The following is a 24,564-nucleotide window of genomic DNA, read 5'->3' on the forward strand; positions in this document are numbered from 1 at the left end:
AGCGCAAGCTCAGCGGCTCATTTGCCCGAGGACCCAGGTAATGGCGCTTTCGGAGCCCGGGAGGCCATTGGCATCCTGCCGGGTTGACCCGACACTTCATGCATGCAACAGTCTCGTGCCACGCGGCGTTCTCCGTCGCAGCGCGACCCTCGTGGTCCACTTCCCCCGATCCCTCGACGCCGAGGAGTTCAGATGTCCGACCGCCGCGAGGCAGGCCCCGCCGGGATCCGGCTGCGGTTCCCGGGGATCGACGACCCCGCCGAGGTCGACTGCAGCCGGCTGCCGATGTTCAGGGGTGGCGTGCGCTCCCGAACGGTGGCAGAGGCAGCCACCGACGGTGGTTTGACGGTGCTCGCAACGCGTTTCGACGCTGGCGCCAGCACCGTGTGGCACATCCACGACTCCGACCAGACACTCGTCGTCGTCGACGGCGGGGGAGCGCTCGAGGACGACCACGGCGTCCTCGCCATGCGACCGGGCGACGTCGTTGTGGTGCCCGGGGGGCGCCGGCATCGCCATCTCGCTGCGGCGGACTCGTCGATGACGCACGTGTCCGTCACGGCCCGGGGCGAGCACCATCTCGAACCCGACGAGGCCGGCGACTAACGCTGGCACGCCCCGGGCGCGGGACATCTACCGGACCGAGCGTCCGGGGTGGCCCGGCCAGGCCGAGCACTGCCGCCGGCCCTTCCATCCGCACCTGGAGGACTTCGTGTCCGAAGATCACCGGCCCGTCGACGGGCGCACGACCGCACCTTCCGCAGGAGCTGATGCGGTCAGGTACGGGACATCATTGACCACGGTCGAGCCCTTCGGGGTCGACCACATCCCGGACGGCGAGCGGCACGGCAAGCCCCGGTCGCAGTTCTTCGTCTGGTTCGCCGCCGGGCTGAACTTCCCGATTGTGCTGCTGGGTTTTAGTGCTTCCGCCTACGGACTGAGCCTCGGGCCCGCGATCGCCGCGATCGCGGTCGGCACCCTCCTGGGGTCGGTCCTCATGGCCGTCATGTCCCGGATGGGGGTGCGGCTCGGCGTGCCTCAGCAGATCCAGGCACGAGGACCGCTGGGCTTCCTCGGGAACGTGCTCCCGGTGGCGTACATCAACGTTTTTGCCGGGGTCGGCTGGTCCGCCGTCACGGCGATCCTGGGGGGCAAGGCCTTCAGCGCGCTGACCGGCGCGCCCTTCTGGAGCGGCGCACTGGGCCTGACGGCGATCGTCATGGTCATCTCGGTCTACGGCTACAACATGATCCACTACTTTCAGCGCCTGCTCTCGATCGTGCTGGCGGTCCTCTTCGTGATGATCACCGTCGTCGCGGTGGCCAGGGGATCGATCGCAGAGGGTCACGCCGTGGCCGTCAAGGCCACGGGGACCGGCGGCTGGATCACGTTCGCAGGCTTCTTCCTCGCCTTCCTCGTTGCCTGGGCGCCCTTCGCCTCGGACTACTCCCGCTACCTGCCCGACTCGCCCGCCTCGGCCCGCGGCACCGCCTGGTTCACCGGCATCGGCAACTTCGTCACGCTCTTCTGGCTCGGCACGCTCGGTGTACTGGTCGGCAACGGAGTGGGCGGGGCGGACGCGATCGAGGCACTGCGCGAGCTCACCGGGCCGTTCGCCGTTCCCGCACTGATCGCGGTGACTCTCTCGGTCCTCGCCCAGAACTTTCTCAACATCTACGGCGGCGCGATCTCGATCCAGACTCTGCGCATCCCAGTCAGTCGGACGCAGGGCGTGATCCTGATGTCGATGCTGTCCTTCGCGGTCTGCCTGTGGGGGGAGGCGGGTGTCGAGGACAAATTCTCGATCTTCCTCAACCTCACCTCCTACTTCATCGCCCCCTTCGCCGCGGTACTGCTCGTGGACTTCTTCCGAGGCGGACGGTCTGATCGCAGCCGTATCCCCGAGCTCTACGACACCACCCGCCGCCTCGAGTGGGGGGCGGTCGCCTGGGCTGTCGGTGTGCTCGCGTCGGTGCCGTTCTGGGACTCGAGCATCTACGTCGGTCCGTTCGCTGAGGCCTTCCCTGCCTGGGGCGACATCAGCATGGTCGTCGCAGCGCTCGTCGCTGTGCTGGTCTACCTCGGGACCTGGCGGCTGCCCCCGTTGTGGAGGACGGCGCGACGTCCGCCGGCGACTTGTCCCGACGCCGCGAGCCCCGAGGGTGCTGCCGCGACCGACGGGGCCGCACACAGCCGCGTCCGGCAGTGAGCTCGTACGCGGCGCCCGGCGGCAGGCTCCCGAGAGTGCTGCTCTACTCCACCGACTCGGCGGAGATACCGATGCCACCGGACGTTGCAGTCCGCGACGATCACTGCGACGTTGTGGCGGCTCCTTCATCCTTGCGAAGTGCCGGTCCTTGTGCTGGAGGGCCAACAGACTCGCGTAGCCCCGGACCAGTCCAGCGGCTTTAGAGGCCCTGCAAACTTTGCCGTGCAATGGTTTTAACAGCTGGCAGAACTTGCGCGACCCGGCCTGGCTGGACGTGCTCTCGACAAAGAAGGCGACCATGAACGCGCCGCCGCGGAGCGGATCCGCAGCATGCGCCGCAACCAGCACGTCGCCGCCGCCACCTCCGCGGTCCGGCTGGCCGGGCGGGAGCGGCGTGCAGAGTAGCGAGTGGCCCGCTACGAGCTGTCCGACCGACTCTGGAGCGCCGCGCCCTGGCCCGCCGCACCCGGCTGCTCCATCCGACGTCGAGGCTTGCCGCCCGGCAGCGCCAGGCATCCCCCGGCGGACGTGCCGCCCCCGCGAGCACCGCACTTCTATCAGCAAACCGTTGAAGCCGACCTGACGTGGAGCCGCCGGCGTCTTGCCTCACACGCTCTGCACCCCAGGTCTCTCAGGTCCGGGGCCTGCTCATCGTCGGGCAGCGTCAGGCCAACGCCTGACTCGGGGAGGCGCCGCACCTAACTGATCTCCGCCCTGCACACGGCCACATTGAGCGTGCGCGCCCGATAGTCCGGGCTACGGGGGAAGCTCAGTACGGTTATGCCGCGTGGTGATCGATGCTGCCGTGAGTCGTCAGCGATCAGTCAGCTCTCCTACAGCACGCTGTCCACAGGCGAGGCATGCCCGTCATCGGTGCGGGTGATGGTCTCCAGCGAGCGGCCGGTGGTACGGACCCCGAACACTGCTATTAGCAGTCCGACGAGCCCCATGCACGCGGCCACGTAGACGAAGACGGAGACGTATCCCCACGCTTGGAAGATCGCCGCGACCAGTACCCCGCCGCCGGCTCCTGCGAGCCGGCCAAGACCGTTGGTGAAGCCTGTGCCTACTCCGCGAAGGCGGGTCGGGAACACCTCGGGGGTGTAGGTGTAGAGGAAGGCGGTCTGCATCTGCAGCAGCAGCGTGATGCAGAAGCCCGCGATGAGGATGACCGGCACGCTGGCCACGAAGCCGTAGACGAGCACCAGGCAGACGACGACGAGTTCGATGCCGAGCAGCGTGTGCTTACGCTCCCAGCGGTCGATCAGCGGCCAGGCGAGAAGAGCGCCGGGCACCGCACCGATGGACAGGATCGCGGTGTAGGTGAGGCTTGCGACCATGTCGTAGCCCTTCTCGACGAGCAGCGTGGGCACCCATGCGTTGAAGCCGTAGAAACCGAGGATGCCGAAGATCCAGGCCAGCGACAGCAGGAGGGTGCGGGAGCGATAGCGCCCCCTGATCAACTCGCGGAGTCGGCCGGGATTCTCCGCCACCGGCGGGTCGCCCACGGGAGGTAGCTCTTCGCCCGTGAGCTCACGCGCCTCGGCCTCGAGCGATGCCACGAGCGCGGCGGCCGACTCGCTGTGGCCATGGGCGTCGAGCCAACGGGCCGATTCGGGGAGCAATCGGATCATGGCTGCGGCGGCGAGGATGCCGACGGCGCCGAGCACGAACACCCAGCGCCATCCGTCGGCACCCGTGGGCACGACGAATCTGGCGAACCAGGACATCATCGGGATGCCGATGAGTCCGACACCCAGAATCAGGGCCTGGTATCGCCCGCGCATCCGTGCGGGGAACATTTCTGCGACGTAGATCAGTCCGACGACGGTCATGGCTTCCAGGCCGACGCCGGTCAGCACCCGCAGCACACCGAGCGTCGCCATGTTCGGGGAGAGCGCGCTGAGCAGTGAGAACAACGAGTAGCAGATCGCGGAGCCGGTGAGCGCCCACTTGCGCCCGAGTACGTCGGCCAGCCTGCCGCCGATCAGTGCTCCTACGAACATCCCAAGGAAGGCCGCCGCGGTGACGGTGCCGATGCTGCCGACCGAGGCACCCCAGTGTTGCTTCAGCGCCGGCGCGACATAGGCGAATGTGTTGAGGTCGGCCAGCTCGAATAGGAACACCGCGCACAGTAGAGCCACCCACACTCTGTGGGAGCGGGTCGCCACCGGGATTCGGTCGAGTCGTGCCGAGGCTGCGAATGCTCTCAGCGTGGGGGGTCCTGCGGGTTCCGTCATGGTCTGTTCTCCTCACGGCGCTCCGTTGCGCCGGCTACATGCCGATCAGGTCGGCCTTCGCGAGGGTGTTGCGCAGGATGCGGATGGAGGCGACGTCGATCATGTCGCCGTCCACCGCGACAGCACCGAGGCCTCGGTTCTCGGCCTCGGCGTAGGCCTTCTCCAGACGTCGGGCACGCTCGACCTGCTCGGGCGTCGGCGAGTAGGCCTCGTTTGCAAGCGCGATCTGCGACGGGTGGATGGCCCACTTGCCGACGAACCCGAGCGAGCCCGACAACTCACACTGGCGGCGATAGCCGTCAGGGTCACCGAAGCCCGCGAACGGACCGTCGACGGCGTCGATGCGCGCCGCGCGAGCGGCCACGACGATCTTGTTACGTGCGTAGTGCCAGATGTCGCCCGGGTAACCGCCGGCGCCGCCGATGGCATCGGCACGCACGCCCTGCGACGCCGAGTAGTCCCCGGGGCCGAAGATGAGAGCCTCCAGCCGTGGGCTGGCGGTCGCGATCTCCTCGACGTTGATCAGCGCCTCAACCTCCTCGATCAGCACCTCGATGCCGATCCGCTTGGTCATCCCCAGGGACTCCTCGAGCTGGGTGAGCAGCCGGTCGACCCACCACACGTCGCGACCGGCGAGCACCTTGGGCACGATGATCAGATCGAGTGCCTCCCGGGCGCCCTCCACGAGCTCGATGACGTCGCGGTGCGACCAGGCGGTTTCGAGGCTGTTGATGCGCACGGCACGCGTGGCCGGCTTCCAGTCCAGCGTGGTCAGGGCGTGCACGACCTTGGTGCGGGCAGCGACCTTCTCCGACGGGGCGACCGAGTCCTCCAGGTCGCAGAACACCAGGTCCGCATCGCTCGCGGCGGCCTTGGCTAGCATCTTCTCGCTGCTACCGGGGGTGGACAGTTCACTACGGCGCAGGCGCACGGCGCTCCTCCATCTGCATCGGGTGCACGACGTGCACCGGGTTGGTGAGGGCAGTCCGGTGGATGGTTCTGATCGTGCTCAAGCGACGACGCGGTCGCGGCGCAGCCCGGCGACGTGATCACTGGGGTAGCCGAGCTCGTCGAGCACGGCGTCGGTGTGCTCCCCGAGCAGAGGGGCCCGGTGCATGGGGACACCGCTGCCGGAAGCGAACTTGATTGGCTGCCCGGCGACGGCCAGTGGTGTCGGGACCCCCGGTTGCTCGAGTTCGACCAGCATGCTGCGGGCGCGTACGTGGGGGTCGGCGAAGATGCGCTCGACGGAGTTCACCGGCGCCATCGGGACGGTGGCGGCAAGCACCGCCTCGATCGCGGTCACGCTCCGGCCGGCGGTCCATTCCTCGACGACCTCGCGTACCAGCTCGCGGTGCGCCACCCGGTCCCGGTTCGTACGGAACCGGGGGTCTTCGACGAGGTCGGGACGGTCGATGGCTTTGCAGAGCAGCTGCCAGTGCCGGTCCCCGGGGGCGGCAATGGCGATCCAGCCGTCTGCGGCGCGGTAGAGGCCGAACGGGCACAGCAGGGGGTGGGCGTTGCCCTCGCGTCCGGGTGACACTCCAAGGTAGGAGTGCTGATAGACGATCCGCTCGCACAGTGAGAGCACGGCGTCGTACATGGCGACGTCGACGAACTCGCCAGCGCCGGTGGCCTCTACCTGGCGCAGCGCCGCGAGAATGCCCACCGCGGTCAGCGTCGCGGGCAGGATGTCCCCCACGCCCGGGCCGACCTTGGTCGGTGGGCCGTCGGGTTGCCCGGTGATCGCCATGATGCCGCCCATTGCCTGGGCCACAACGTCGTAGGCGGGCCGTCCGGCGTAGGGGCTGACGCCGGTTCGCGGGTCGCCGAATCCACGGACGGCGGCGTAGACGAGCCGCGGGTTGTCGGCGAGCAGCGACTCGAACCCCAATCCGAGCCGCTCCATCACGCCGGCACGGAAGTTTTCGACGAGCACGTCACTGTCGCGGGCGAGGTCGCGGAGCACGGTCCGGCCCCGGACCGTCGACAAGTCGAGGACGATGCCGCGCTTGTTGCGGTTGACGCTAGCGAAGTAGCCGCCGTAGGCGCGCAGCTCGTCGGCCGGGTGAAATGGACCCTGCGGGCGGGTGATGTCGCCCTCGGGGGGCTCGACCTTGATCACGTCGGCTCCGAGGTCGGCGAGCAGCATGGTGACGAAGGGCCCGGCGAGGGCTCGGGTCAGGTCGAGCACCCGCAGACCCTGCAGTGGGGCGCCGGCCGCCACGTTCACCGCTCCGCCCAATGCGAGGCCCGCTTGAGCAGCACCCGGCGTTGCCCGGTGAACACCACCTCGCCGTGCTGGTTATGTCCTATGTGATCGAAAGTCACCACACCCGCGTCCGGTCGATCTGCGTTCCCGGTGGCGACGACCTCGGTGGATGCATAGAGGGTGTCGCCATGGAATACCGGGCTGCGAAACCGCACCCCGGTCATACCGAGTTCGGCCAGCGCGTTCTCGGCGGTGTCCTGCGACGCGAGTCCGATGACGATCGACGCCGTCACCCCGCCAAACACGATCCGGCGGCCGAATTCGCGGTCGGCCATCACGTGCTCGTTGAAGTGCCCCTGCGCGGTGTTCATGACGAGGTTCGTGATCAGCACCCCGTCCATCTCGGTGACGGTCTTGCCGCGTGCGTGTCGGAACCGGTCACCCACGGCGAAGTGTTCGAAGTAGTTGTCGGAGCCGACGAGCGTGGAGATCCGAGGCGTCATGGCCGCCCCATCAGCGCATCGGAGATGATCCGCATCTGGATCTCCGAAGTCCCCTCGAAGATCTTCGTGAGTCTGGCGTCGCGCCAGTACCGCTCGACGGCGAAGTCGGTGGTGTACCCGGCGCCACCGTGAATCTGCAGGCCCTCGCTGGTCACCTTCTCCGCCATCTCGCTGGCGACCAGCTTGGCCATCGAGGCCTCGGTGCCGCACTTCTCCCCGGCGTCGAACCGGGTGCAGACCTCGTACATCAGGCAGCGGGCCGCCTCGATCTGACTCGCCATCCAGGCGATCTTGAAGCGGATCGCCTGGAACTCCCCGATGGGGCGACCGAACTGGGCGCGCTGTGCGGCGTAGGCGATCGAGTCCTCCAACGCGCCCCGCGCGAGCCCGATCGCCCGTGCCGCAGTGTGCAGGCGCGCGATCTCGAGGTTCTCCATCGCCAGGTAGAACCCACGGCCTTCCTCTCCGACGAGGGCGTCGGCGGGCAACCGGAAGTCGTCGAAGGAGAGTTCCCAGGTCTTCCAGCCGCGGTAACCGATCTTGCGGACCGGGGTGCCGCTCACCCCTGCAGGGAGGCTCCCGCGTTGTTTGTCGATCATGAATGCGCTCACGCCGCGGTGTCGGCGCGCCGGGTCGACCTGCTCGTCGGTGCGGGCGAACAACAGGATGTAGTCGGCGCCGTCGGCGAAGGTGCACCACATCTTCTGCCCGTTGACGACCCAGCCGTCGCCGTCGCGGCGGGCGCGACAGGACAGGTTCGCGACATCCGAGCCGGCTTCGGGCTCGGAGAGCGCCATCGATCCCAGGTACCGGCCAGCAGCGACCTCCGGCAGCATCCGTTTCCGGCGCTGCTCATCCCAACCAGCCATGATCTTGTTGCCACGCGCCATGATGCTGGCGACGCTCATCCAGCCGCGGGCCAGCTCCTCAGCGGCGAGGCAGTATTCGAACACGCCAAGGCCAAGACCGCCGTAGGACTCGGGGATCAGGATGCCGAAGAAGCCCAGCTCCGCCATCGCGTCGCGAAGCGCCATGGGGATCTCTGTGCCGTCCGGGTCGAGCTCGTTCGCGACGGGAAGCACCTCACGCATCGTGAACTCCCGAGCGAGGGCCTGGAACTCCTTCCGGTCCGGGTTGAGGTACGGGGCTGCGCCCACGGCCCTGTCGACGTCTGCGATGGCCTGAGTCGTCACGATGCCTCCAGCGCGCTGTGCCTACCGATCAGATTGGTCCTGCGGAATGAGATGACGAGCGAGTCGTCGTCGGCGCGGCCCTCGGTCTGCCACGAGACGATGCCCTGGTGCGGTCTGCTGGCCGAGTCGCGCACGTCGACGACCGTGCTGCAGGCCGTGAGGGTCTCGCCGACGGCGACAGCACGGTGGTGAACGAGGTCGTCGACACCGAGGAAGGCGCCGCCACTCTCGCTGAGATCCTCGACGCTCATCCCAAAGGTGATCAAGAAGACCAGCATTGGGTTCACGACCAGACCGTCATGGCCGAGCTCGCGGGCGTAGACGCGATTGAAGTAGGCCGGGTGATAGCTCAGCGTCAGCGAGGAGAAGGTGCTGTTGTCGGACTCGAGGATTGTCCGACCCCAGTGGTGGACGTAAACCTGGCCGACGGCGAAGTCCTCGAAATAGTGCCCCTTGCGCCAGGTGCGGATCGGCTCCGCTGTCCTGCCCGGTGCCTCGCCGGGGGCATGTGTGGTCATGGGTGACTCCTCGGCGCCGGAGCGGTGAGCGCGGTCAGCTCGGCCACCGAGCTGAGCGAGTCCAGATCCCCGAGGACGGCGAGCAGCTGCGCGGTCCGTGCTTCTCCCAGCATCGGGGTGACGAGGGCGTCGAACTTGGCCTCCAGGGCGTGCAGCTGTTCGGCCGGCGAGCGCGTCCATCGCGGCGAGCCGACATCGTCGCGGGCCTGCCAGGTGCGGCCGTCACGGCTGCGCACGGTGACCTGCCCGGAATAGCGCCCCACGTCGTCGACGGTGACAACTCGGACACGGTCGCGGAGCGCGACGAGAGCGGGATCCGCCACGGACGCGTCGGTGAAACGTGATTCGTCGGCCCGCCCGGTGGCGAGCGCCAGCGCGGTGGCGAACCGCAGGCTGAACTTGCCTTCGAGGCCGGTCCGCGGCGAGGGAATCGCACAGACCCCCAGGTGAGCCGGCGTGACGAGCACCTCCACGGACTCGATCTCGGCAGGCTCCAGGCCCTGGGCGCGCAGCGCGAGGGCCGCCTCGATGCTCGCGTGAGTGAGATAGCAGGCCGCGTGGAACTTGAACAGCACGTCCGCGACGTGCCACGGACGGCCGAACGGAACAGTGAGCGCGTCGAGGTCGGCGCCGTCGGACTGCGTCGCGAGCAAACCTCGCTCACCGGCGATAGCGTCCTCGGCGGCGGTGAACCCCGCTGCCGCGAGCTTTGCCGCGAGGATCCCGGACGCAGCCGCTTTGCCCGCGTGCAGCGGCTTGCACATCGTGCCGAACATCGACTTGAGCCCCGCTGCCTGCGTGGCCGCGATGCCCAGTGCGGTGCAGGTCTGTTCGGCTGAGAGTCCGAGCATGTTCGCCGCGGCCGCCGCGGCGCCAAGCGTGCCGGCGGTTGCGGTGGTGTGGAATCCCCGCAGGTAGTGAGCATTGCCCAAGGCTGCGCCGACCCTCACCTCGCACTCGATGCCCGCGACCATCGCGGTGACGAGAGCCTTCCCATCGGTGGCGAGTTCCTCGCCGAGCGCGAGGACGGCCGGCAGGACCGGCACGGTGGGGTGCCCGCTCATCGGTCCGGAGACATCGTCGTAGTCCAGGGCGTGCGTCGCTGTGCCGTTCACGAGCGCGGCGTCCCGTGTCGTGGTGCGCAGATCGGTGCCGAGCAGGGTGGCAGGACCGTCCGCGACCTCGGACAGAACCGTCTTACGCAGGATCCGCACCGCCGGTTCGGCCGTGGCGGCGATTGCGACGCCGATTCCGTCGAGTACGCATTGGGCGGCGACCGTGCGGGCGTCCTCACCGATCGCGTCGTATCGCAGCGCTGCGATCTGGACAGCCAGCGCGGAGGTGGCCGTGGGCGGTGGAGATGAGGGGAATGGTTCGTCCGGGTGTACCGGCGCCGGTGCCGGTCGGGTCATCGGATCACCTTTCGCTATGCCACGATACGGCACAAGCTGTGCTGTGTGATGGCACGGATCACTGTGCGCTGCCCCGTTACGAGCTGTCAATGCTCCAAAGGCGAGCAGCCTGGGATACTTCGTCGATGACGATGCAGAGCGTGGTACGCAGCCTGCGCGTGCTCGAATCCGTCGCGGCACATCAGCCAGTGGGGGTCGCCGAGCTGGCTCGTCTGCTGGAGCTGCCCAAAAGCACCGTCCAGCGCAGTCTCACAACGCTCGCCGAGATGGGCTGGATCGAGCCGGTCGAGGGCGAGTTCACACGTTGGGCACTGGGGCCAGCGGCACGGCAGCTGGCTCGCAACAACATCCCCGAGATCAACCTGCGCGAGGCGGCCCTAGGCCCCATGCAGGCACTACGCGATGAGACGAACGAGACGATCCATCTGGCCGTGCCGGAGGGGCTGCGATGGATGGTCCTCGTCGAGCGGATGGACTCCACCCAGGCGGTCCGCACATTCAACGAGCTCGGCACCCGCACGCCGATGCACGCCACCTCGACCGGGCTGTCAGTCCTAGCGCACTCCCCGGAGAACCGGGTCGAGGCGCTCATCGCCGACGGCTTGGAGACCTACTCACCCACCACCATCGGCGATCCCGCCGAGCTGCGGGCGGAGCTGCGCCGGATACGCAAGCGTGGGTACGCCCTCAACCTTCGCCAGTTCCGACCCCAAGTAGCAGCGGTCGGCGCGGCGGTCCTCGACCGGACGGGCGTGCCGGTCGCCGGCATCTGCATCTCGATGCCCGACTCCCGCTTCCAGCGCCGGCAGGTACCGCACTGGGGCGAGCTTGTCAGCAAAGCCGCGAGCGAGATCAGCGGACGCTTGTGAGACTACATGGAGATTCGGTACTGCCTGCTTTCCGCAGACAGCTCTCGCCGACGCCCACCGGACGCCAAACAGAGCAGAGGTTGAATTAACACAAAGTCGAGGCCGGCTACATATGACGACGGGGAAATAGCGAGCGCTGTCGACAAGAACATTGCTGCCCTAATGTCACCGCAGAACACCACCTTGCTCCTAGGCTCTGAGCGGGTTCGTCGAGATCACCGAGGTCAACTGCTGGGCCCCAGACACGCGTAAGGCCGTGCTCCCGGTCTGCCCCAGGTCACACGGCCTCGCGACTCGCTCCACGTCCACAACGTCGAGCTACACGCAGAATAGCCAAGACCTACCTGGACAGGCAATCGCGCGGAAGCAAGCAGCAAGCCAACACAATGGCTCACTCAGGATGACCACGAGATCATCGGCGCTGACGTCGATGCGGTTCTGACCTGGGCGAACGCCCGGCGGGGGAGCCGCACCCATGTTCTCTGCACCTGTATCCCGCGCAGCGGGCCAGGGCTCGGCGCCTGACCCGGGCGGATCCGAACGCGGCGCCTCCCCATCCAGCGGTGGAGCAGCTGACCATGGGAAAGCGCCGGGAACCGTGGGGTTCCCGGCGTTTCGGTCGTGGCCCGGGTTCAGCCGATCCGCAGCACGGTGCAACGTCTGCCAACCCACCGGCCCCGCCGATGCCGCGGCGGCCGTCGCTGGCCACCGCCCGCTTCACCGTGTTCCGCGAGACCCCCGGCACCCGCGCGATCTCCGAGATCGACAGTCCGCCCGCCGCAGCCGGCGGACCTCCGCCCAGTCGGGGTTTGCCCTGTTCAGACCCTCTGGGCCGCGAGAACGCAGAGTGGCAGAACTGGCTCGCCGGCCTCTCGTCACTGAGCTCATCGGCACCCATAGAACCGGCGGCGGAAGAAGAAGATGTATCACCGTGCGGCGCCGTCCCTCCTCTGTGTAGTGGGGCATCAGCCCGACGGCGGACCGGTCCCGAACACGGCGAGGACGGGGCGAGGGCATGGCACGAGAAGCGACCCGGAATGCGCGCCGGAGCAGTTCGCATGCAACGCGGACTCGGCGCCGGTGATGATGGAGCGGGAACGGAGTGGAGGACCCGATGGCGTCCGACGAGAAGCAGCAGCCGCAGTCGGAATCGGCTGCAGCCCGCCTGCCCTTGTCACCGCGATCGCTCTTATCGCTCGTCGTGGGAATCGTCGCGATCATCGTGCTCGTCCCGGCGCTGACCATGGGCCGCGGCCCCGGCCCGGCGGCGCCTGGGAGCGGGTCGGGAACGACGATCGCGATCACCGCGGTGTCGACCTCCCCGAGCGTGGCCGGCGAGCGCCTGCTGCGGGTGCGGGGCACGCTGACGGGCCGCCGGGCTCAGGCACCCGAGACCTACATCTACGTGGTCGCACGACCGACGGATGGCACGCCGGTCGAGCCGACGGCCCCCGCGCCCGGCCGAGCCTCCGTCTCGCGCGGGACCGTCCGAATCGGGGACGGCACCTGGGAGACCGAGATCCGCATCGCCGCGGCCGAGACGAGGGAGTTGACCTTGCAGGCGCTCGCCGGCGTTCTCTGCCCGAGTTCCCCCGCCGCGCCCTGCCAGGTGGACGATCGTGCCGTCGTCCACGATCTGGCTGCCGGAACCGACACCCGAGCATGGGACGCACGATCTCCCGGCTTCACCTATCGACCCGCCTGACACAAGACGTGCTTCCCGCAGTCGGGCCGCTCATCACCGGATAAATGATCAGCCATCGGCCCGGCAATTCCTGCTTCCACCGGGCATCCGGCCGCAGTGCGACCCGGCGAGACAACTCCCAGCGTCCCACTGATATCAGCCACAATTCCACACGAGAGGAAAGAAGAGCGATGAGTGACGAATTTGATCGCGCGGACTCGGCCGCCATGATGGCTCCGGAGCCGCGGCACGTCGCGCCGCAGAAGGCCGCAGCGTTGGGCGACGAAGGAGACCAGGTCGAGCAGATCTACGAGTACCTCCGCCGATTCGGTTACTTCCCCAACCAGAGCCTGGCCCGCCGCTATCCGCAGTGGCGTCCGGCGATGGCGTTCGAGCTGGCCGACCCGCGGGTGTACGACGAGCAGCTCAAGACGGCGGTGAGCCTGTTCCAGAAGGCGAACGGACTGGCCGTGACCGGCGAGGTCGACGACGCCACCGTGGGGCTGATGAAGCGCCCGCGCTGCGGGTTCCCGGACATCGTGACCGCCGACGGCCCGGCCGAGTTCACCGCGCAGGGCAACCGCTGGAACAGCCTGAATGTCACCTACTCCCACACGAACACGACTCCCGACCTGTCGGCGGCCGATGTCCGCGGCGCCGTCCGCGGCGCGCTCGACCGCTGGGCCGCCGTCACCCCGCTGAACTTCACCGAGAACCCGTCCGGCGGCGACATGCGCATCGGCTTCTTCAGCGGCGACCACGGCGACGGGGCCGCCAACGCCTTCGACGGGGCCGGCGGGGTGCTGGCGCACTGCTTCTACCCGCCGCCCAACGGCGGGGACATCGCCGGCGACTGCCACTTCGACGAGGCCGAGACGTGGTCGGTGAACCTCCCGCCCACCGGCACCGACCTGCCGACCGTCGCGCTGCACGAGTTCGGCCATGGGCTGGGGCTCGCTCATTCGTCGGTGACCTCATCGGTGATGTACGCCTTCTACGGCGGGCCGCGGCGTGAACTGACCGACGACGACATCGCCGGCATCCGCTCCGTCTATGGGACCCGGTTCCGCTGGGCATCGCTGTCCGGAATCATCCTCGACCCCGTCACCGCGTCGAACGCGGACGGACGGCTCGAGGTGTTCGCCCGCGGCACCGACGGCGCGCTCTGGCACATCTGGCAGACCGCACCCAACAACGGCTGGAGCGGCTGGCACTCGCTCGGCGGGGTCATCCAGGGGGCGCCGAGCGTGGGACGCAACGCCGACGGACGGCTCGAGGTGTTCGCCCGCGGCACCGACGGCGCGCTGTGGCACATCTGGCAGACCGCACCCAACGGCGGCTGGAGCGGCTGGGCCTCGCTCGGCGGCTGGATCGTCAACCCCCTCGCCAGCTCCAACGCCGACGGACGGCTCGAGGTGTTCGCCCAGGGCGCCGACGGCGCGCTCTGGCACATCTGGCAGACCGCACCCAACAACGGCTGGAGCGGCTGGGCCTCCCTCGGCGGCCGGCTGACGACCCCGGTGACGACGCGTCGGAACCGTGACGGCAGGTTGGAGGTGTTCGTCCGGGGCACCGACGGCGCGCTGTGGCACATCTGGCAGACCGCACCCAACAGCGGCTGGAGCGGCTGGGCCTCCCTCGGCGGCCGGATCATCGGGACGCCAGTGGTGGGCGGCAACGCCGACGGGCGGCTCGAGGTCTTCGTGCGCGGAACCGACAACGCGCTGTGGCACATCTGGCAGACCGCACCGGGCAACGGCTGGAGCGGCTGGGCCTCCCTCGGTGGGATCATCGACATGCCGGCGGTGCCGAACAACGCCGACGGGCGCATGGAGGTGTTCGTCCGGGGAGCCGACAACGGGCTGTGGCACATCTGGCAGACCGCGCCCAACGGCGGCTGGAGCGGCTGGGCGTCCCTCGGGGGCCGGTTCACGGGCGGACCGGTCGCGTCGCGCAACGCGGACGGCCGGCTCGAGGTCTTCGTGCGCGGAACCGACAACGCGCTGTGGCACACCTGGCAGAGCGCCGCCAACAACGGCTGGAGCTGAGCTGTCCTGCGGCGGTCGGTCTCGACGACCTGCCGGACAGGGAGCAGCGCGACATCGACGCTGACGACGACCGCCGATGATCTGTGTGACCGGAGTGGCGCCGTTTCGACGGCGCCACTCACGAACCGCTCGATCCGCCTCCCCGCCGTCGCGGGGCGCGGAGACAGCGGAGCCCCGCCTGGGCATGCCCCGGGCGGGGCCTCGTGCCGTCGCCGTTCGCCAGCGCGCGTTCGCTGGCAGGGGGCGTGGAACGCGATCCTGGGCGCCACTGCGGCCAACCAGTTCTCCGTTGCACCCAGCCCGGTCTTGCCGGTCGGCTGGCAGGGCGCTGGCTCTGCCGTCTTCACCCTCGCCGCGTTGGCCATGCTGCTCGGCCTCGGGGCCGGCTGCGCACTTGGTGCCCGCAGCGGTCGCAACAGCGCCGCGCTCAAAGCTGACGCCCACGCCGAGCACGTCAAGCCGGGTGGACCGCCGGGCACGGTGCACCAGAGCGGCGCCGAACTCGCTGGTTGCCCGCACATTGGCGCCGGCGCTCACGCGGCTCGAGCAGGCCAGCGGGCTCCAGCAGTGCGTCGTCGCGCACCGCCTGTCGAGCAGTTCGACGACGGCCGATCCGGCTTCGCTCCCGACAGATTGAGCGCTGGCGTCCGGGGTCGCCTGGCGCGGCCCGCGTCATGCGGTGGCGTGGACCAGCCGCCAGGGCCGCAGCAGTCGCAGCCGTCGGTAGGACCAGATGCCGGCGAGCAGCGCGGCCGGGATGGCCACGATCGCGCCGGTGAGGTAGTAGCCCACTCCGCCGCTGCCGTGCTGCACGGCCAGGTCGACGCAGGTGCCGATCAGGAAAGCCGCAGCCGCGGTGAAGACCAGCCCGGCGATAGCACCCACCGTGCCGTCGCGCAGGGCCGCCAGCGCGGGGTCGCCGGACAGGGCCCGGCGCCACAGCCAGGCGGCCGCCAGCAGCAGCAGCCCCAGCACACCAGCAAGGGCGCGGAGGGAGACGGCGTCCTGGCTGGTCTCCCACATCGCCGCCTGTGCGCAACTGCCGCTGCCGGGATGGACGGCGAGGTAGTAGTGGCAGGTGGCCGCCGGATAGCTCCGCGGCAGGGCACCCACGAACCCTGGGCCGGCGACCGCGTTGAGCAGCGCCGCCAGGGCGCCGCTGAGGCCCACGGCGAGCAGGCCGGCCCCGGCCAGCGCCAAGCAGGCCCAGACGGCCTGTGCGAGCAGCGTCGGCAGGGTCGGTCGGCGCGCGGCGCCTGCGGCGGACGCGATCTCGCGAGCCGAGCCGAAGCGGCGCACCGCCTCCCGTTCCGCGGCCCGGGACTCCATCCCGTGGGCTTGCAGACCGGCGGCGGTCTCCCGCAGGTGTGCCTCGGTCTCGGTCAGCAGTCGACGCGTCTCCCGCGGCGGCAGGTGCAACCGCAGCAGCAGGGCGTCGAGGTAGTCATCGATGGGCTCCCCGGTCGTCTCCGTTTCGTTCGCGCTCACGCCGGCACCGCCAGCACCGCGTTCACGCCGCGGACGAACGTCTGCCATTGCGCCTGCTGCTCGCCCAACGCCTGGGCACCTCGGGGCGTCAGCGCGTAGATCCGCCGCCGGCGACCGCTCGCGGCATCCCAACTGCTGGACACCAGCCCCTCGCGCTCCAGCTTGTGCAACGCCGGGTACACCGTGCCCTCCGGAAGATCGAAGGAGCCTGCGCTGCGCTGCCGCAGCCCAGTGATGACCGCGTAGCCGTGCAACGGCCCCTGTCGCAGCACCGCGAGCAGCAGCAGATCGAGGCTGCCCTTCACCTGTCCCATTCCCATACCTAGGTAATCTAGGTAGCCGGCGAGCTGCGGTCAAGAACGGATGGATGCAAGTGCTGTCCCGGTCGTCCGCGCCGCTTGGTCGAGGCTCCCGGGGAATGGGTGACGGGTTGACACGTAGGAAAATTCCTACCTATCGTGTCGCTCGTGCCACGGCAGCCGAGGTCGTCCACCGCCGACGGCGTCTTCGCGGCGCTGGCGAATCCGACCCGTCGCGACGTGCTCGACCTGCTCTTGGCCGGTCCTCAGCCGGTGAGTCGGATCGCCGCCCGCTTCGAGATGTCCCGGCCGAGCGTCAGCGAGCATCTGAAGGTCCTGCGGGACGCCGGGTTGGTCACCGAGACCCGCGCCGGCCGCCAGCGGCTGTATGCCGTCTCGGCGCAGCCGCTCGCGGAGCTGCGCGACTGGCTGACCCCGTACGAGCGGTTCTGGCGTTCTGCCCTGTCCGATCTCGCCGGCTACCTGGACGAGGCCGCCGGCCGGCCAGCGAGCTCATCCGTAGATCTCAACCCGGAGGCGAAGTGACCAGGCAGTGCGACCACAGCGACGCCGCTGATGGCGTGATCGTCGTCGACCAGTTCCTGCCGCATCCACCCCGCACGGTCTGGCAGGCCCTGGTCGACCCGGTCAAGCTCGCCGCCTGGTTCATGCCCAACGACTTCGCTCCCGTCGTCGGTCACCGCTTCACGTTCCACCGCAAGGCCAACCCCGTTGTGCGGTTCAGCGACACCATCGCCTGCCAGGTGCTCGAGCTGCGCGAGCACGAACTGCTCTCCTACAGCTGGACCGACGGCGGGGAGTACGCAGGCGACCTCGACTCCACCGTCACCTGGACCCTGCGACCCGAGGGCCGCGGCACCCGGCTGTTCCTGCAGCACCGCGGCTTCCGCCCCGACGACCCGGCGCACCAGGCCGCCCGCGGGCTGATGACCGGCGGCTGGCGAATCTACCTCACGGACCGCCTGCCGGCGTTCCTTTCTGACTCCGACCAGCCGACCGTCGAGACGCAACGTGGAGCCGAGCGATGACCACCACCCTGCCGCGCAGCGATGACTACACCGCGACGCTGATCATCGATGGCACCCCCGAGACCATCTTCGGCGCGCTGACCACCACCGCCGGCCTCGCTGCCTGGTGGACTCCTGTGTCCGGAGACGGCACCGAAGGCGGCGAACTGCGCTTCGACATGGGCGCGCCGGAGGGATCCCTGGTGATCCGGGTGCACACGGCCCCGCGCGCCACGGTCGTCGTCTGGGACGTCCTCGACTGCCCCTTCCTGCCGGAGTGGGCCGGGACCACGGTCACCTTCGATCTCGGCCGGACCGCGGACGGCGGCTGCGACCTGTTCTTCCGCCACCACGGCCTGACCCCCCAGCTCGACTGCTTCAACACCTGCCGGCGAGGCTGGGACCACTTCCTGCCCAGCCTGCGCCAGTACGTCGAGACCGGCGTCGGCAACCCCCGCGGCAGCGCCGCAGACGAGGCTCGGCGTGCCAGCAGTTCTCACTGACGGCAGTCACCCCGCCAGCCACCACCTGCCGGACGGCGAGTCCGCCGGCGCCCCACCGACATAAGGGAGACAGCCATGGCCGCAGTGAGTATCGGCAACCACGCCGCCCTGCGCGTGAACAGAATCGAGCGCGAGAAGGTCCGCACGTTCTACCTCGACGTGCTCGGTGGCCAACTCACCCGAGAACTGGACGACAAAGACGACATCCGGCTGGGCAGCGACTTCTACCTCGCCCTGCTCTACACCCGCGGTGACGGGGCGACGGTCGACCAAGGAGTCTCCTACGCCGCGGAGGACGCCCTCGCCGAGGACGACTTCCTCAAGGCGATGTTCCTCGAGCTCAAGGCCGACGACGTCGAGAACACCAAACGCAGAATCATCGCCTCCGGCGTCCGAGTGCTGAACGTGCCCGATCCTCACCTGTACTTCCAGGCGCCCGGGGGACAGGTGTTCCGGCTCGTCGGGCAGGACGAAGACCTCTCCGCCTACGAAGGCGGCCGGCACGACTGACCCATCGGCGGTCGCCCGCATGGCGGGCGACTACGGGATGAGCGCTCGTCTGTTTCCCGGAGCAGTGCCTGGAAGTGGCGGCCCACGCCAAGTTCGGGCGGGAATGGGTGGCATCCCTGATGCCGCGCCCCCAGGTCGGCGTGATCGTAGGCATCCGAAGCGGCGTGGTGCCAGAGGCGACGGAGAGCAGGTGGTGGCGGCATGGGGATCGGGCGGAGGCGGACCGTCCCGGGCGTGGACTCGCCGGGCCGCGTGGCAGCCGGTTCCTACGGCGCAGGGGCGGGTCGCCGTCGACCGATCGTGCTCGCGGCGCTTGTGGTGGCCGTGCTGGTCAACTACGCGGCGCAGATTCCCTACTACCTGCATCAGTACTACCCGGGGGCGCCGTCGTGGCCGGGGCTGGCGCTGCTGGCGCTGACATTTGTCTGGTTCCTCGCCGGCTACCGCAGCTATGTCCGGAGCCGGCCCTATGGCTATGCCCTGCTGCTGACCTACCTGGCCGCGCAGGTGCTGTTCTACGGCCACTCCGTGCTGCTCAGCGTCATGCACGGCGGGCACGCCGGCGCTGTCGCTCAGCTGAGCAGCCCGAGTCCATTCCTCGTCGTGATCTTCGCCATCGGCTACCTGAACTTCGTCGTCGCCGTCTGGGCTCTCGTCTGGCTCATTGCTCACCCCCGGCCTCTCCTGCCATCGAAGCCGTAGGCCGAGTGAGTCCCACAGGGTGAAGGCTAGGCGCCAGACGTCACCCAGGGTCACCTCGGCCCGCTCACAGGCGCGGCACGACCCTCCACAACTTCGCCACGCTCAGCGCGGCTGATTTCCGGCCCCCGACATTCACATCCGGCCAGCTCGACACGGCGTGTTTTGACCACAGTTGGGGTCCGTTCAGGGCTGTCGTCGGGACTGTCCGATCTTGGGTGTAACTGGTCCTGACACGCCGAGCGCTCTCGGCGGAAAGGCCCCGTAGTGACCGAGATGATCGAGTCCGTGCCGGCTCGAGGAGATCAGCAGCAGCTCGCCCAGGAACTCGTAGAAGAGGCCCGCGCCGAAGGCGTGGAGCTGGTTGGTCCGGGCGGACTGTTGACCGGGTTGACCGAGACGGTGCTGCAGACCGCCTTGCAGGCCGAGATCACCGAGCACCTGGGCTCTGACAGGCACGACCCGGCCGGCCGGGATCGCGGGAACTCCCGCAACGGCGCCCGCAGCAAGACGGTGCTGACCGAGGTCGGCCCGGTCGAGATCGACGTGCCGCGGGATCGGGACGGCAGTTTCGAACCCGTGATCGTGCGCAAGCGGCAGCGCCGCCTCGACGGGATCGACCAGATCGTGTTGTCGCTGACCGCCCGCGGGCTGACCACCGGCGAGGTCGCCGCGCAGCTCGCTGCCCGCGCTTCGCCCTTGGGAGATCCTCCTGCACGCCGCTGCGCTGGTAGAACCCGCCGCATTTCACACCTGCTGTCGACGGCGGCTCCAGACTGACCCCCTAGCATCGGGGTGGTTCCCAGTGGTGGTCGCAACTGGAAACCACCTTGCCGCGCGCTGGTCAGTATTGGGCTGCCGTCGATAGGGCCCAGGCGGTCACAGAACGTGCCTCAATTCGGTGTCCGCCACGCCGCTGCGGGCGATACCCAGGCAACGACACAAGACGCTACGTTTCGTTTGTCAACAGATGCGCCTCGAGCGGCCGTCCTCCGTGACCCGGACAAACTTCCAGCTCGAATTCCTCCACGTGCCGAGCATGGGCAGGGTCTGGAGCCGAGCCCGAGGACCTGCGGCTGGCCGCATCTGTCGCAACCGGTGACCTCAGCACCAACGAGCTGCGGGCGCGGGTCCTGGCGCGATACCGCCGGTGAACGATTGCCGGGGGCGACCTGCGCAAGGCCGGCGACGGGGCGCCGTCATGGACCTCGCCGGTGGTGCCGGCGGGGATGTCCACCGGCGGCGGCCCAGACCGCCTGCATCAGCCCGGAGCAGTCGAACGCGTTCGGGCCCTTCGCCCCCACACGTAGGGCTTGCCCAGCTGGGCAAGGGCGCAGAGGCCGTGGCGCGCTGGGGGGATTGGTGGGAACCGGAAGCCGGGCGGGAGGCGGTTGGGGTCGAGGGTCGTCGACCCGAGCGGCAGGTTCGAGCCGCCCGGGTCCGGGCAGCCTGTGGTGAGTACGGCCAATGAGGGTGACAGATCGGGCCGGCTCAGTCGGCTCGCCCTCCGGTCGGCCGGCCAAGATCGTCTGTCGCCTCTGTCTGTGACAGGGTGCGGGCGTGGCGATGGAACTGCTGTTCGCTGGGCTTGCGGTCGCGGACTTCCCCGGCGCCGTTGAGTGGTACGGCCGGGTGTTCGACCGGGAGGCAGACGTGATCGTGACCGACCGCGAGGTCATGTGGCGAGTTGCGGACGCCGGCTGGTTGTACGTCATCGAAGATGAGGCGCGCGCTGGGACCGGACTGGTCACCATCTCGGTGTCGGATCTCGCTGAGGCGGTGATCGACCTGGAAGCGCGAGGCATCAGTAGCGGCGGCATCGAGACGGTGGGAGATGCCGGCCGCAAGGCCGTCGTGACTGACCCCGAGGGCAACTCGATCGCGTTCATCGAGGTCGCCGTCGCGTAGGGGCGCCGATTTGTCCTCGATTCCCCGAGGCACAGAAGGATCCACGCGAGTCGGCCCGACGTCATCACCCTCATCTGCCGTACTCAGCCTGTGGTGAGTGTGGCAGCAAGATGAGTTGGTGGGTATAAAGCCAGAACCGTGCACGGACCTGTCAGGGCAGTCGCGTCGCCCGAACAAGTCCCGACATCCCTGGCGCGTCGAAGGCGTGGTGCGCCGCACCCGGATCAGGGTCTTCTTCTGGTGCTTTTCAGGGTGATCCCGGATTTGACCCGAAGACGAACCCCCTAACGTCGTGTCGACCGGGGCAATCCGCCGCGCCGGGATGAGGAGAAGGCAGTAACGAGTCACAAACGGCAGTATTGGGGAATGGTCGCGAACGGATGAGATTGCGTGGTACGAGGACGGCGACGACCGGGAGCCGGTTTCGATCGAGGATGCAGCACTGTTGTCTGGGGATGACGGTCGGTGAGCTGATCGAGATGATGATTGCGGCAGGCGACATCGAGAGAGTCGGACCGGACGAGTACCGAGTAACGGAGCGGGCGCTGGCCGAGGACCACCCCGGAGGCTGCGCCTCGGTGAGGATCGGGGGCCCGGTCGTCGGGGCCGGGCTCACGCGCGCGGCCGGTCAGCTGCGGCGGTACACGCGACCCGCGCGGGTGGGACGGTAGGCGCCCCCGTCGACGATCACGGTGCCATTGACGAGCACGTGCTCGATCCCGGTCGGTGACGACGTGGTGTCGGAGTATGTCGTCGTGTCGCCGATCTCGTCGAGATCGAAGATCACCAGGTCGGCCGCGCATCCCGGCCGGATCCGGCCGATCGTCGACAAGCCGACCCGTCCAGCGGCGAGCCCCGTCATCTGGTGGATCGCCTGTTCGAGGGACAGCAGGCCCTCGGATCGCACGAAATGGCCGAGCATCCGGGGGTAGGCACCGAAGGCTCCGCGGTTGGGGGTGCCTTCACCGGTGACGATGGCGTCGGTCTCCAGCGCGGTGTAGGGCAGGCCGAGGACCTCCCGCAACGGCGCGTCGGACCGCATGCTGCCGGCCGAGCCGACCACGAGCATCATCGTCTCGCCGCGGTCGGCGACGAGCAGATCCATGGTGGCGTCGAACGGGTCGCGGCCGGTGCGCTCCGCGAGCTGGGCGAGCGACGCGCCCTCGTGCTCGCGGTACTGCGGGGACCCGACGGTCAGCAACCAGATGTTGTCGTACCCGAGCGAAGCGATCATGTTGTCGGTCCAGCCGCCGGACGGGGTGGGCCACCGGGGCCGCTCGTCCTCGATGCTGCGCCGGATCTCCTTGCGGGTCCGCGGGTCGTCGAGCCGCGCGGCCACGTCGTCCATCCCGCCCTCGACGGCCCACGGCGGCAGCAACGCGGCCAGCGTGGTGTTCCCGGCGATGTAGGCCTGGCAGTCGGTTGCGACGTCGATCCCCCGCCTGCGTGCCACCTCCAGGGTGTCGATCGCCCGGCCGATCCGCGGCCAGTTCGACTCCCCCAGCGCGCACAGGTGCGAGAACTGGGCCCGTACCTCGGCGTGCGCGGCGATCTCGACGACCTCGGAGACGGCGTCGACGAGGGTCTCCGACAGTCCCCGGCTGTGACAGGTGAACAGCCTGTCGGCGCGGCCGACGAGGGTGGCGAGGTGTGTCACCTCGGCAGTGTCGGCGTACATGCCCGGTGCGTACGCCAGGCCGGCCGACATCCCGAAGGCGCCGGCGGCGAGGGATTCCTCGAGCAGCGCGGTCATCTGCCGCAGCTCGGCGGCATCCGGTTCCCGCTTGGCGAATCCCATCGTGGCGATCCGCAGTGCGCCGTGGGCGGCCAGCGGCACCACGTTGAGCGCGACCCCGGCGTCGTCGAGGGTGTCGAGATAGTCCGCCATCGTCGGCCAGCTGCTGCGCGAACCACGCGAGCGGAGAAACGAGGTGTAGCCGCGCATCTCCGGATCGAAGGCCGGGACCGCCGGCGCCGGGGCGAAACCGCAGTTGCCGGTGACCAGCGTCGTGATGCCCTGACGCAGGAAGCAGCTCAGGATGTCCTCGTGCCGCGGGTCGGCCAGCACGAAGTCGGAGTGGCTGTGGATGTCGACGAAGCCCGGGCTGACCACCTTCCCGCGGGCATCGATCACCCGTTCGGCCTGCACGCCGTCGGGGAGGGTGCCGACGTAGACGATGTCGCGTCCCAGAACGCCGACGTCCGCGACGAACGCCGGAGTACCGGTCCCGTCCACGACCAGCCCATCACGGATCAACAAGTCCAGGTTCACGCTGCCGCCTCGATAGCTGCCGTCAGATGTGGGGTGAGCTCGATGTTGCCGATCAGGCCGGGGCACGCGGTGGCGGCGGCCTCCATCGCCAGCCGGACCGACCCGACGATCGGTGAGGCCTGCGCCTCCTGCCAGGACAGGCACAGTGCCGGACCGGTGCTCCGCAACCGGACGCGGGCGCGGAAGTGGGCATCCCCCGAGACCCCGCCCACCAGGGCGAACGGCGTCGGTGGATCGCCCTCGCCCCGCACTGCCGTCGCGGCGGCCCGGGCGAATCCCACCAGCGCGGCCGCGGCCGCATCGACGATCCGCCCGGCTTCCTGATCGCCGGTGCTCGCGTGTTCGAGCACCACCGGGGCGAGCGCCGCGACGTCGGAGGGCTGCATGCGGAAGTGCATGTGGTCGATGATCGACCGCGGTTCGGTGAGCCCGAGTTGCCGCAGCACCGGGCCGCACAACGAGGTGGGTGGCCCGAGGTGGTCGTGCTGGCGCAGTACCGCGATCAGGGCACTCCGCCCAATGGCGTAGCCACTGCCCTCGTCACCGAGCAGCGCTCCCCATCCGCCGGCCCGGGCCTCCCGGACACCGTTGCGGGCGAAGGCCACGGAGCCGGTGCCGGAGATCGCGACCACCCCGGACGAGCCGGCACCGAACGCGCCCTTCCATGCCCCCATCGCGTCGTTGGCCAACGACCAGTCGATGTCGGGCGCCGCCTCGCGCAGCCCGTCCGCGAGCGCGGCCTCGACCTCGACGGTGTCCAAACCGGCCGCGCAGACCGCGGCGTACACCGGCCCTGCGGGCGGCGCGTCGCCGAGCGCCGCGCGGACCAGTCCCACGAGCGAGCGGCCGCTGGCCTGCAGGCCGTGCCGGTGGACGTTGGCCCCCGGGCCGCCCACGCGGCCGACGAGGGCGCCGGTCGAGCTGATCGCCGCGCAGCGGGCGTGCGTGCCGCCGGCGTCGATTCCCACG

General features: G+C 69.3%; 22 protein-coding genes and 1 pseudogene. 12 read left to right on the forward strand and 11 right to left on the reverse strand.

All coding sequences use genetic code 11. The features are described from left to right. The first annotated feature begins 192 nt into the window (after positions 1-192). Together HF526_RS04195 and HF526_RS04200 are read left to right on the forward strand one after the other, a co-directional pair. The gene (locus HF526_RS04195; protein WP_169379911.1) at positions 193-606 is read left to right on the forward strand and encodes a cupin domain-containing protein; all 414 of its coding nucleotides are present in this window, start codon (positions 193-195) and stop codon (positions 604-606) included. A 187-nt stretch (positions 607-793) separates the two neighbouring features. Further along, on the forward strand, positions 794-2,209 hold the full coding sequence (locus tag HF526_RS04200) for a purine-cytosine permease family protein (protein ID WP_239028272.1): 1,416 nt from the start codon (positions 794-796) through the stop codon (positions 2,207-2,209). Between the two features lie 833 nt (positions 2,210-3,042). Here HF526_RS04200 and HF526_RS04205 read toward each other — a convergent pair. From HF526_RS04205 to HF526_RS04235, 7 genes are all read right to left on the reverse strand, one after another. Beyond that, a complete protein-coding gene (locus HF526_RS04205) occupies positions 3,043-4,335 on the reverse strand; it encodes an MFS transporter (protein WP_211176759.1) in 1,293 nt (430 codons plus the stop codon). A 148-nt stretch (positions 4,336-4,483) separates the two neighbouring features. Then, entirely contained in the window at positions 4,484-5,380 is an 897-nt protein-coding gene (locus HF526_RS04210; RefSeq protein ID WP_169379914.1) for an aldolase/citrate lyase family protein, read from the reverse strand. A gap of 78 nt (positions 5,381-5,458) precedes the next feature. Then, entirely contained in the window at positions 5,459-6,682 is a 1,224-nt protein-coding gene (locus tag HF526_RS04215) for a CoA transferase (protein WP_169379915.1), read from the reverse strand. Beyond that, on the reverse strand, positions 6,679-7,164 hold the full coding sequence (locus HF526_RS04220; protein ID WP_169379916.1) for a MaoC family dehydratase: 486 nt from the start codon (positions 7,162-7,164) through the stop codon (positions 6,679-6,681). The genes HF526_RS04215 and HF526_RS04220 overlap by 4 nt, the downstream gene beginning before the upstream one ends. Then, entirely contained in the window at positions 7,161-8,357 is a 1,197-nt protein-coding gene (locus tag HF526_RS04225) for an acyl-CoA dehydrogenase family protein (protein ID WP_338051286.1), read from the reverse strand. The genes HF526_RS04220 and HF526_RS04225 overlap by 4 nt, the downstream gene beginning before the upstream one ends. Beyond that, complete coding sequence (locus HF526_RS04230) at positions 8,354-8,875, reverse strand: MaoC family dehydratase (protein ID WP_169379917.1); 522 nt, start codon at positions 8,873-8,875, stop codon at positions 8,354-8,356. Before HF526_RS04230 ends, HF526_RS04225 begins: the two co-directional genes overlap by 4 nt. Beyond that, positions 8,872-10,467: an MmgE/PrpD family protein gene (locus tag HF526_RS04235; protein WP_169379918.1), complete on the reverse strand. Its 1,596-nt coding sequence runs from the start codon at positions 10,465-10,467 to the stop codon at positions 8,872-8,874. The genes HF526_RS04230 and HF526_RS04235 overlap by 4 nt, the downstream gene beginning before the upstream one ends. Here HF526_RS04235 and HF526_RS04240 point away from each other — a divergent pair. The 3 genes from HF526_RS04240 (at position 10,413) to HF526_RS04250 (ending at position 14,888) form a co-directional block, all read left to right on the forward strand. Further along, on the forward strand, positions 10,413-11,156 hold the full coding sequence (locus HF526_RS04240; RefSeq protein ID WP_211176763.1) for an IclR family transcriptional regulator: 744 nt from the start codon (positions 10,413-10,415) through the stop codon (positions 11,154-11,156). The genes HF526_RS04235 and HF526_RS04240 overlap by 55 nt on opposite strands. A gap of 1,114 nt (positions 11,157-12,270) precedes the next feature. Beyond that, entirely contained in the window at positions 12,271-12,861 is a 591-nt protein-coding gene (locus HF526_RS04245) for a hypothetical protein (RefSeq protein WP_169379919.1), read from the forward strand. A gap of 170 nt (positions 12,862-13,031) precedes the next feature. Further along, positions 13,032-14,888, forward strand: a complete 1,857-nt coding sequence (locus HF526_RS04250) for a DUF8189 domain-containing protein (protein ID WP_169379920.1) — start codon at positions 13,032-13,034, stop codon at positions 14,886-14,888. Between the two features lie 672 nt (positions 14,889-15,560). Here HF526_RS04250 and HF526_RS04255 read toward each other — a convergent pair. Further along, positions 15,561-16,376 (reverse strand): HAAS signaling domain-containing protein, encoded by an 816-nt coding sequence (locus tag HF526_RS04255; protein ID WP_169379921.1) that lies wholly within the window; start codon positions 16,374-16,376, stop codon positions 15,561-15,563. Next, positions 16,373-16,696 carry a PadR family transcriptional regulator gene (locus tag HF526_RS04260; protein WP_169379922.1) on the reverse strand — a complete coding sequence of 108 codons (324 nt, stop codon included), beginning with the start codon at positions 16,694-16,696 and terminating at the stop codon, positions 16,373-16,375. Before HF526_RS04260 ends, HF526_RS04255 begins: the two co-directional genes overlap by 4 nt. Before the next feature lie 147 nt (positions 16,697-16,843). Between HF526_RS04260 and HF526_RS04265 the strand changes: the two genes are divergently transcribed. The 7 genes and pseudogenes from HF526_RS04265 to HF526_RS04295 all read left to right on the forward strand — a co-directional run bounded on the left by HF526_RS04265 (position 16,844) and on the right by HF526_RS04295 (position 21,323). Next, positions 16,844-17,221, forward strand: a complete 378-nt coding sequence (locus tag HF526_RS04265; protein ID WP_169379923.1) for a metalloregulator ArsR/SmtB family transcription factor — start codon at positions 16,844-16,846, stop codon at positions 17,219-17,221. Further along, entirely contained in the window at positions 17,218-17,724 is a 507-nt protein-coding gene (locus HF526_RS04270; protein ID WP_169379924.1) for an SRPBCC domain-containing protein, read from the forward strand. Before HF526_RS04265 ends, HF526_RS04270 begins: the two co-directional genes overlap by 4 nt. After that, complete coding sequence (locus tag HF526_RS04275) at positions 17,721-18,206, forward strand: SRPBCC family protein (RefSeq protein WP_169379925.1); 486 nt, start codon at positions 17,721-17,723, stop codon at positions 18,204-18,206. Before HF526_RS04270 ends, HF526_RS04275 begins: the two co-directional genes overlap by 4 nt. A 75-nt stretch (positions 18,207-18,281) precedes the next feature. Then, on the forward strand, positions 18,282-18,716 hold the full coding sequence (locus HF526_RS04280; RefSeq protein WP_169379926.1) for a VOC family protein: 435 nt from the start codon (positions 18,282-18,284) through the stop codon (positions 18,714-18,716). Positions 18,717-18,950: 234 nt separating this feature from the next. Beyond that, a complete protein-coding gene (locus tag HF526_RS04285) occupies positions 18,951-19,418 on the forward strand; it encodes a hypothetical protein (protein ID WP_169379927.1) in 468 nt (155 codons plus the stop codon). A gap of 273 nt (positions 19,419-19,691) precedes the next feature. Continuing rightward, positions 19,692-20,099: pseudogene (locus HF526_RS04290) on the forward strand (transposase); the annotation flags it as partial. 882 nt (positions 20,100-20,981) lie between these two features. Continuing rightward, positions 20,982-21,323, forward strand: a complete 342-nt coding sequence (locus HF526_RS04295) for a VOC family protein (RefSeq protein ID WP_338051293.1) — start codon at positions 20,982-20,984, stop codon at positions 21,321-21,323. Between the two features lie 628 nt (positions 21,324-21,951). Here HF526_RS04295 and HF526_RS04300 read toward each other — a convergent pair. Both HF526_RS04300 and HF526_RS04305 read right to left on the reverse strand, forming a co-directional pair. Next, positions 21,952-23,595 (reverse strand): amidohydrolase family protein, encoded by a 1,644-nt coding sequence (locus HF526_RS04300; protein WP_169379929.1) that lies wholly within the window; start codon positions 23,593-23,595, stop codon positions 21,952-21,954. Next, positions 23,592-24,563, reverse strand: coding sequence for a BadF/BadG/BcrA/BcrD ATPase family protein (locus tag HF526_RS04305; protein ID WP_169379930.1), 972 nt, complete (start codon positions 24,561-24,563; stop codon positions 23,592-23,594). Before HF526_RS04305 ends, HF526_RS04300 begins: the two co-directional genes overlap by 4 nt. Between the last annotated feature and the right edge of the window lies 1 nt (position 24,564).

Source organism: Pseudonocardia acidicola, assembly GCF_012911935.1.
Lineage (GTDB): Bacteria > Actinomycetota > Actinomycetes > Mycobacteriales > Pseudonocardiaceae > Pseudonocardia > Pseudonocardia acidicola.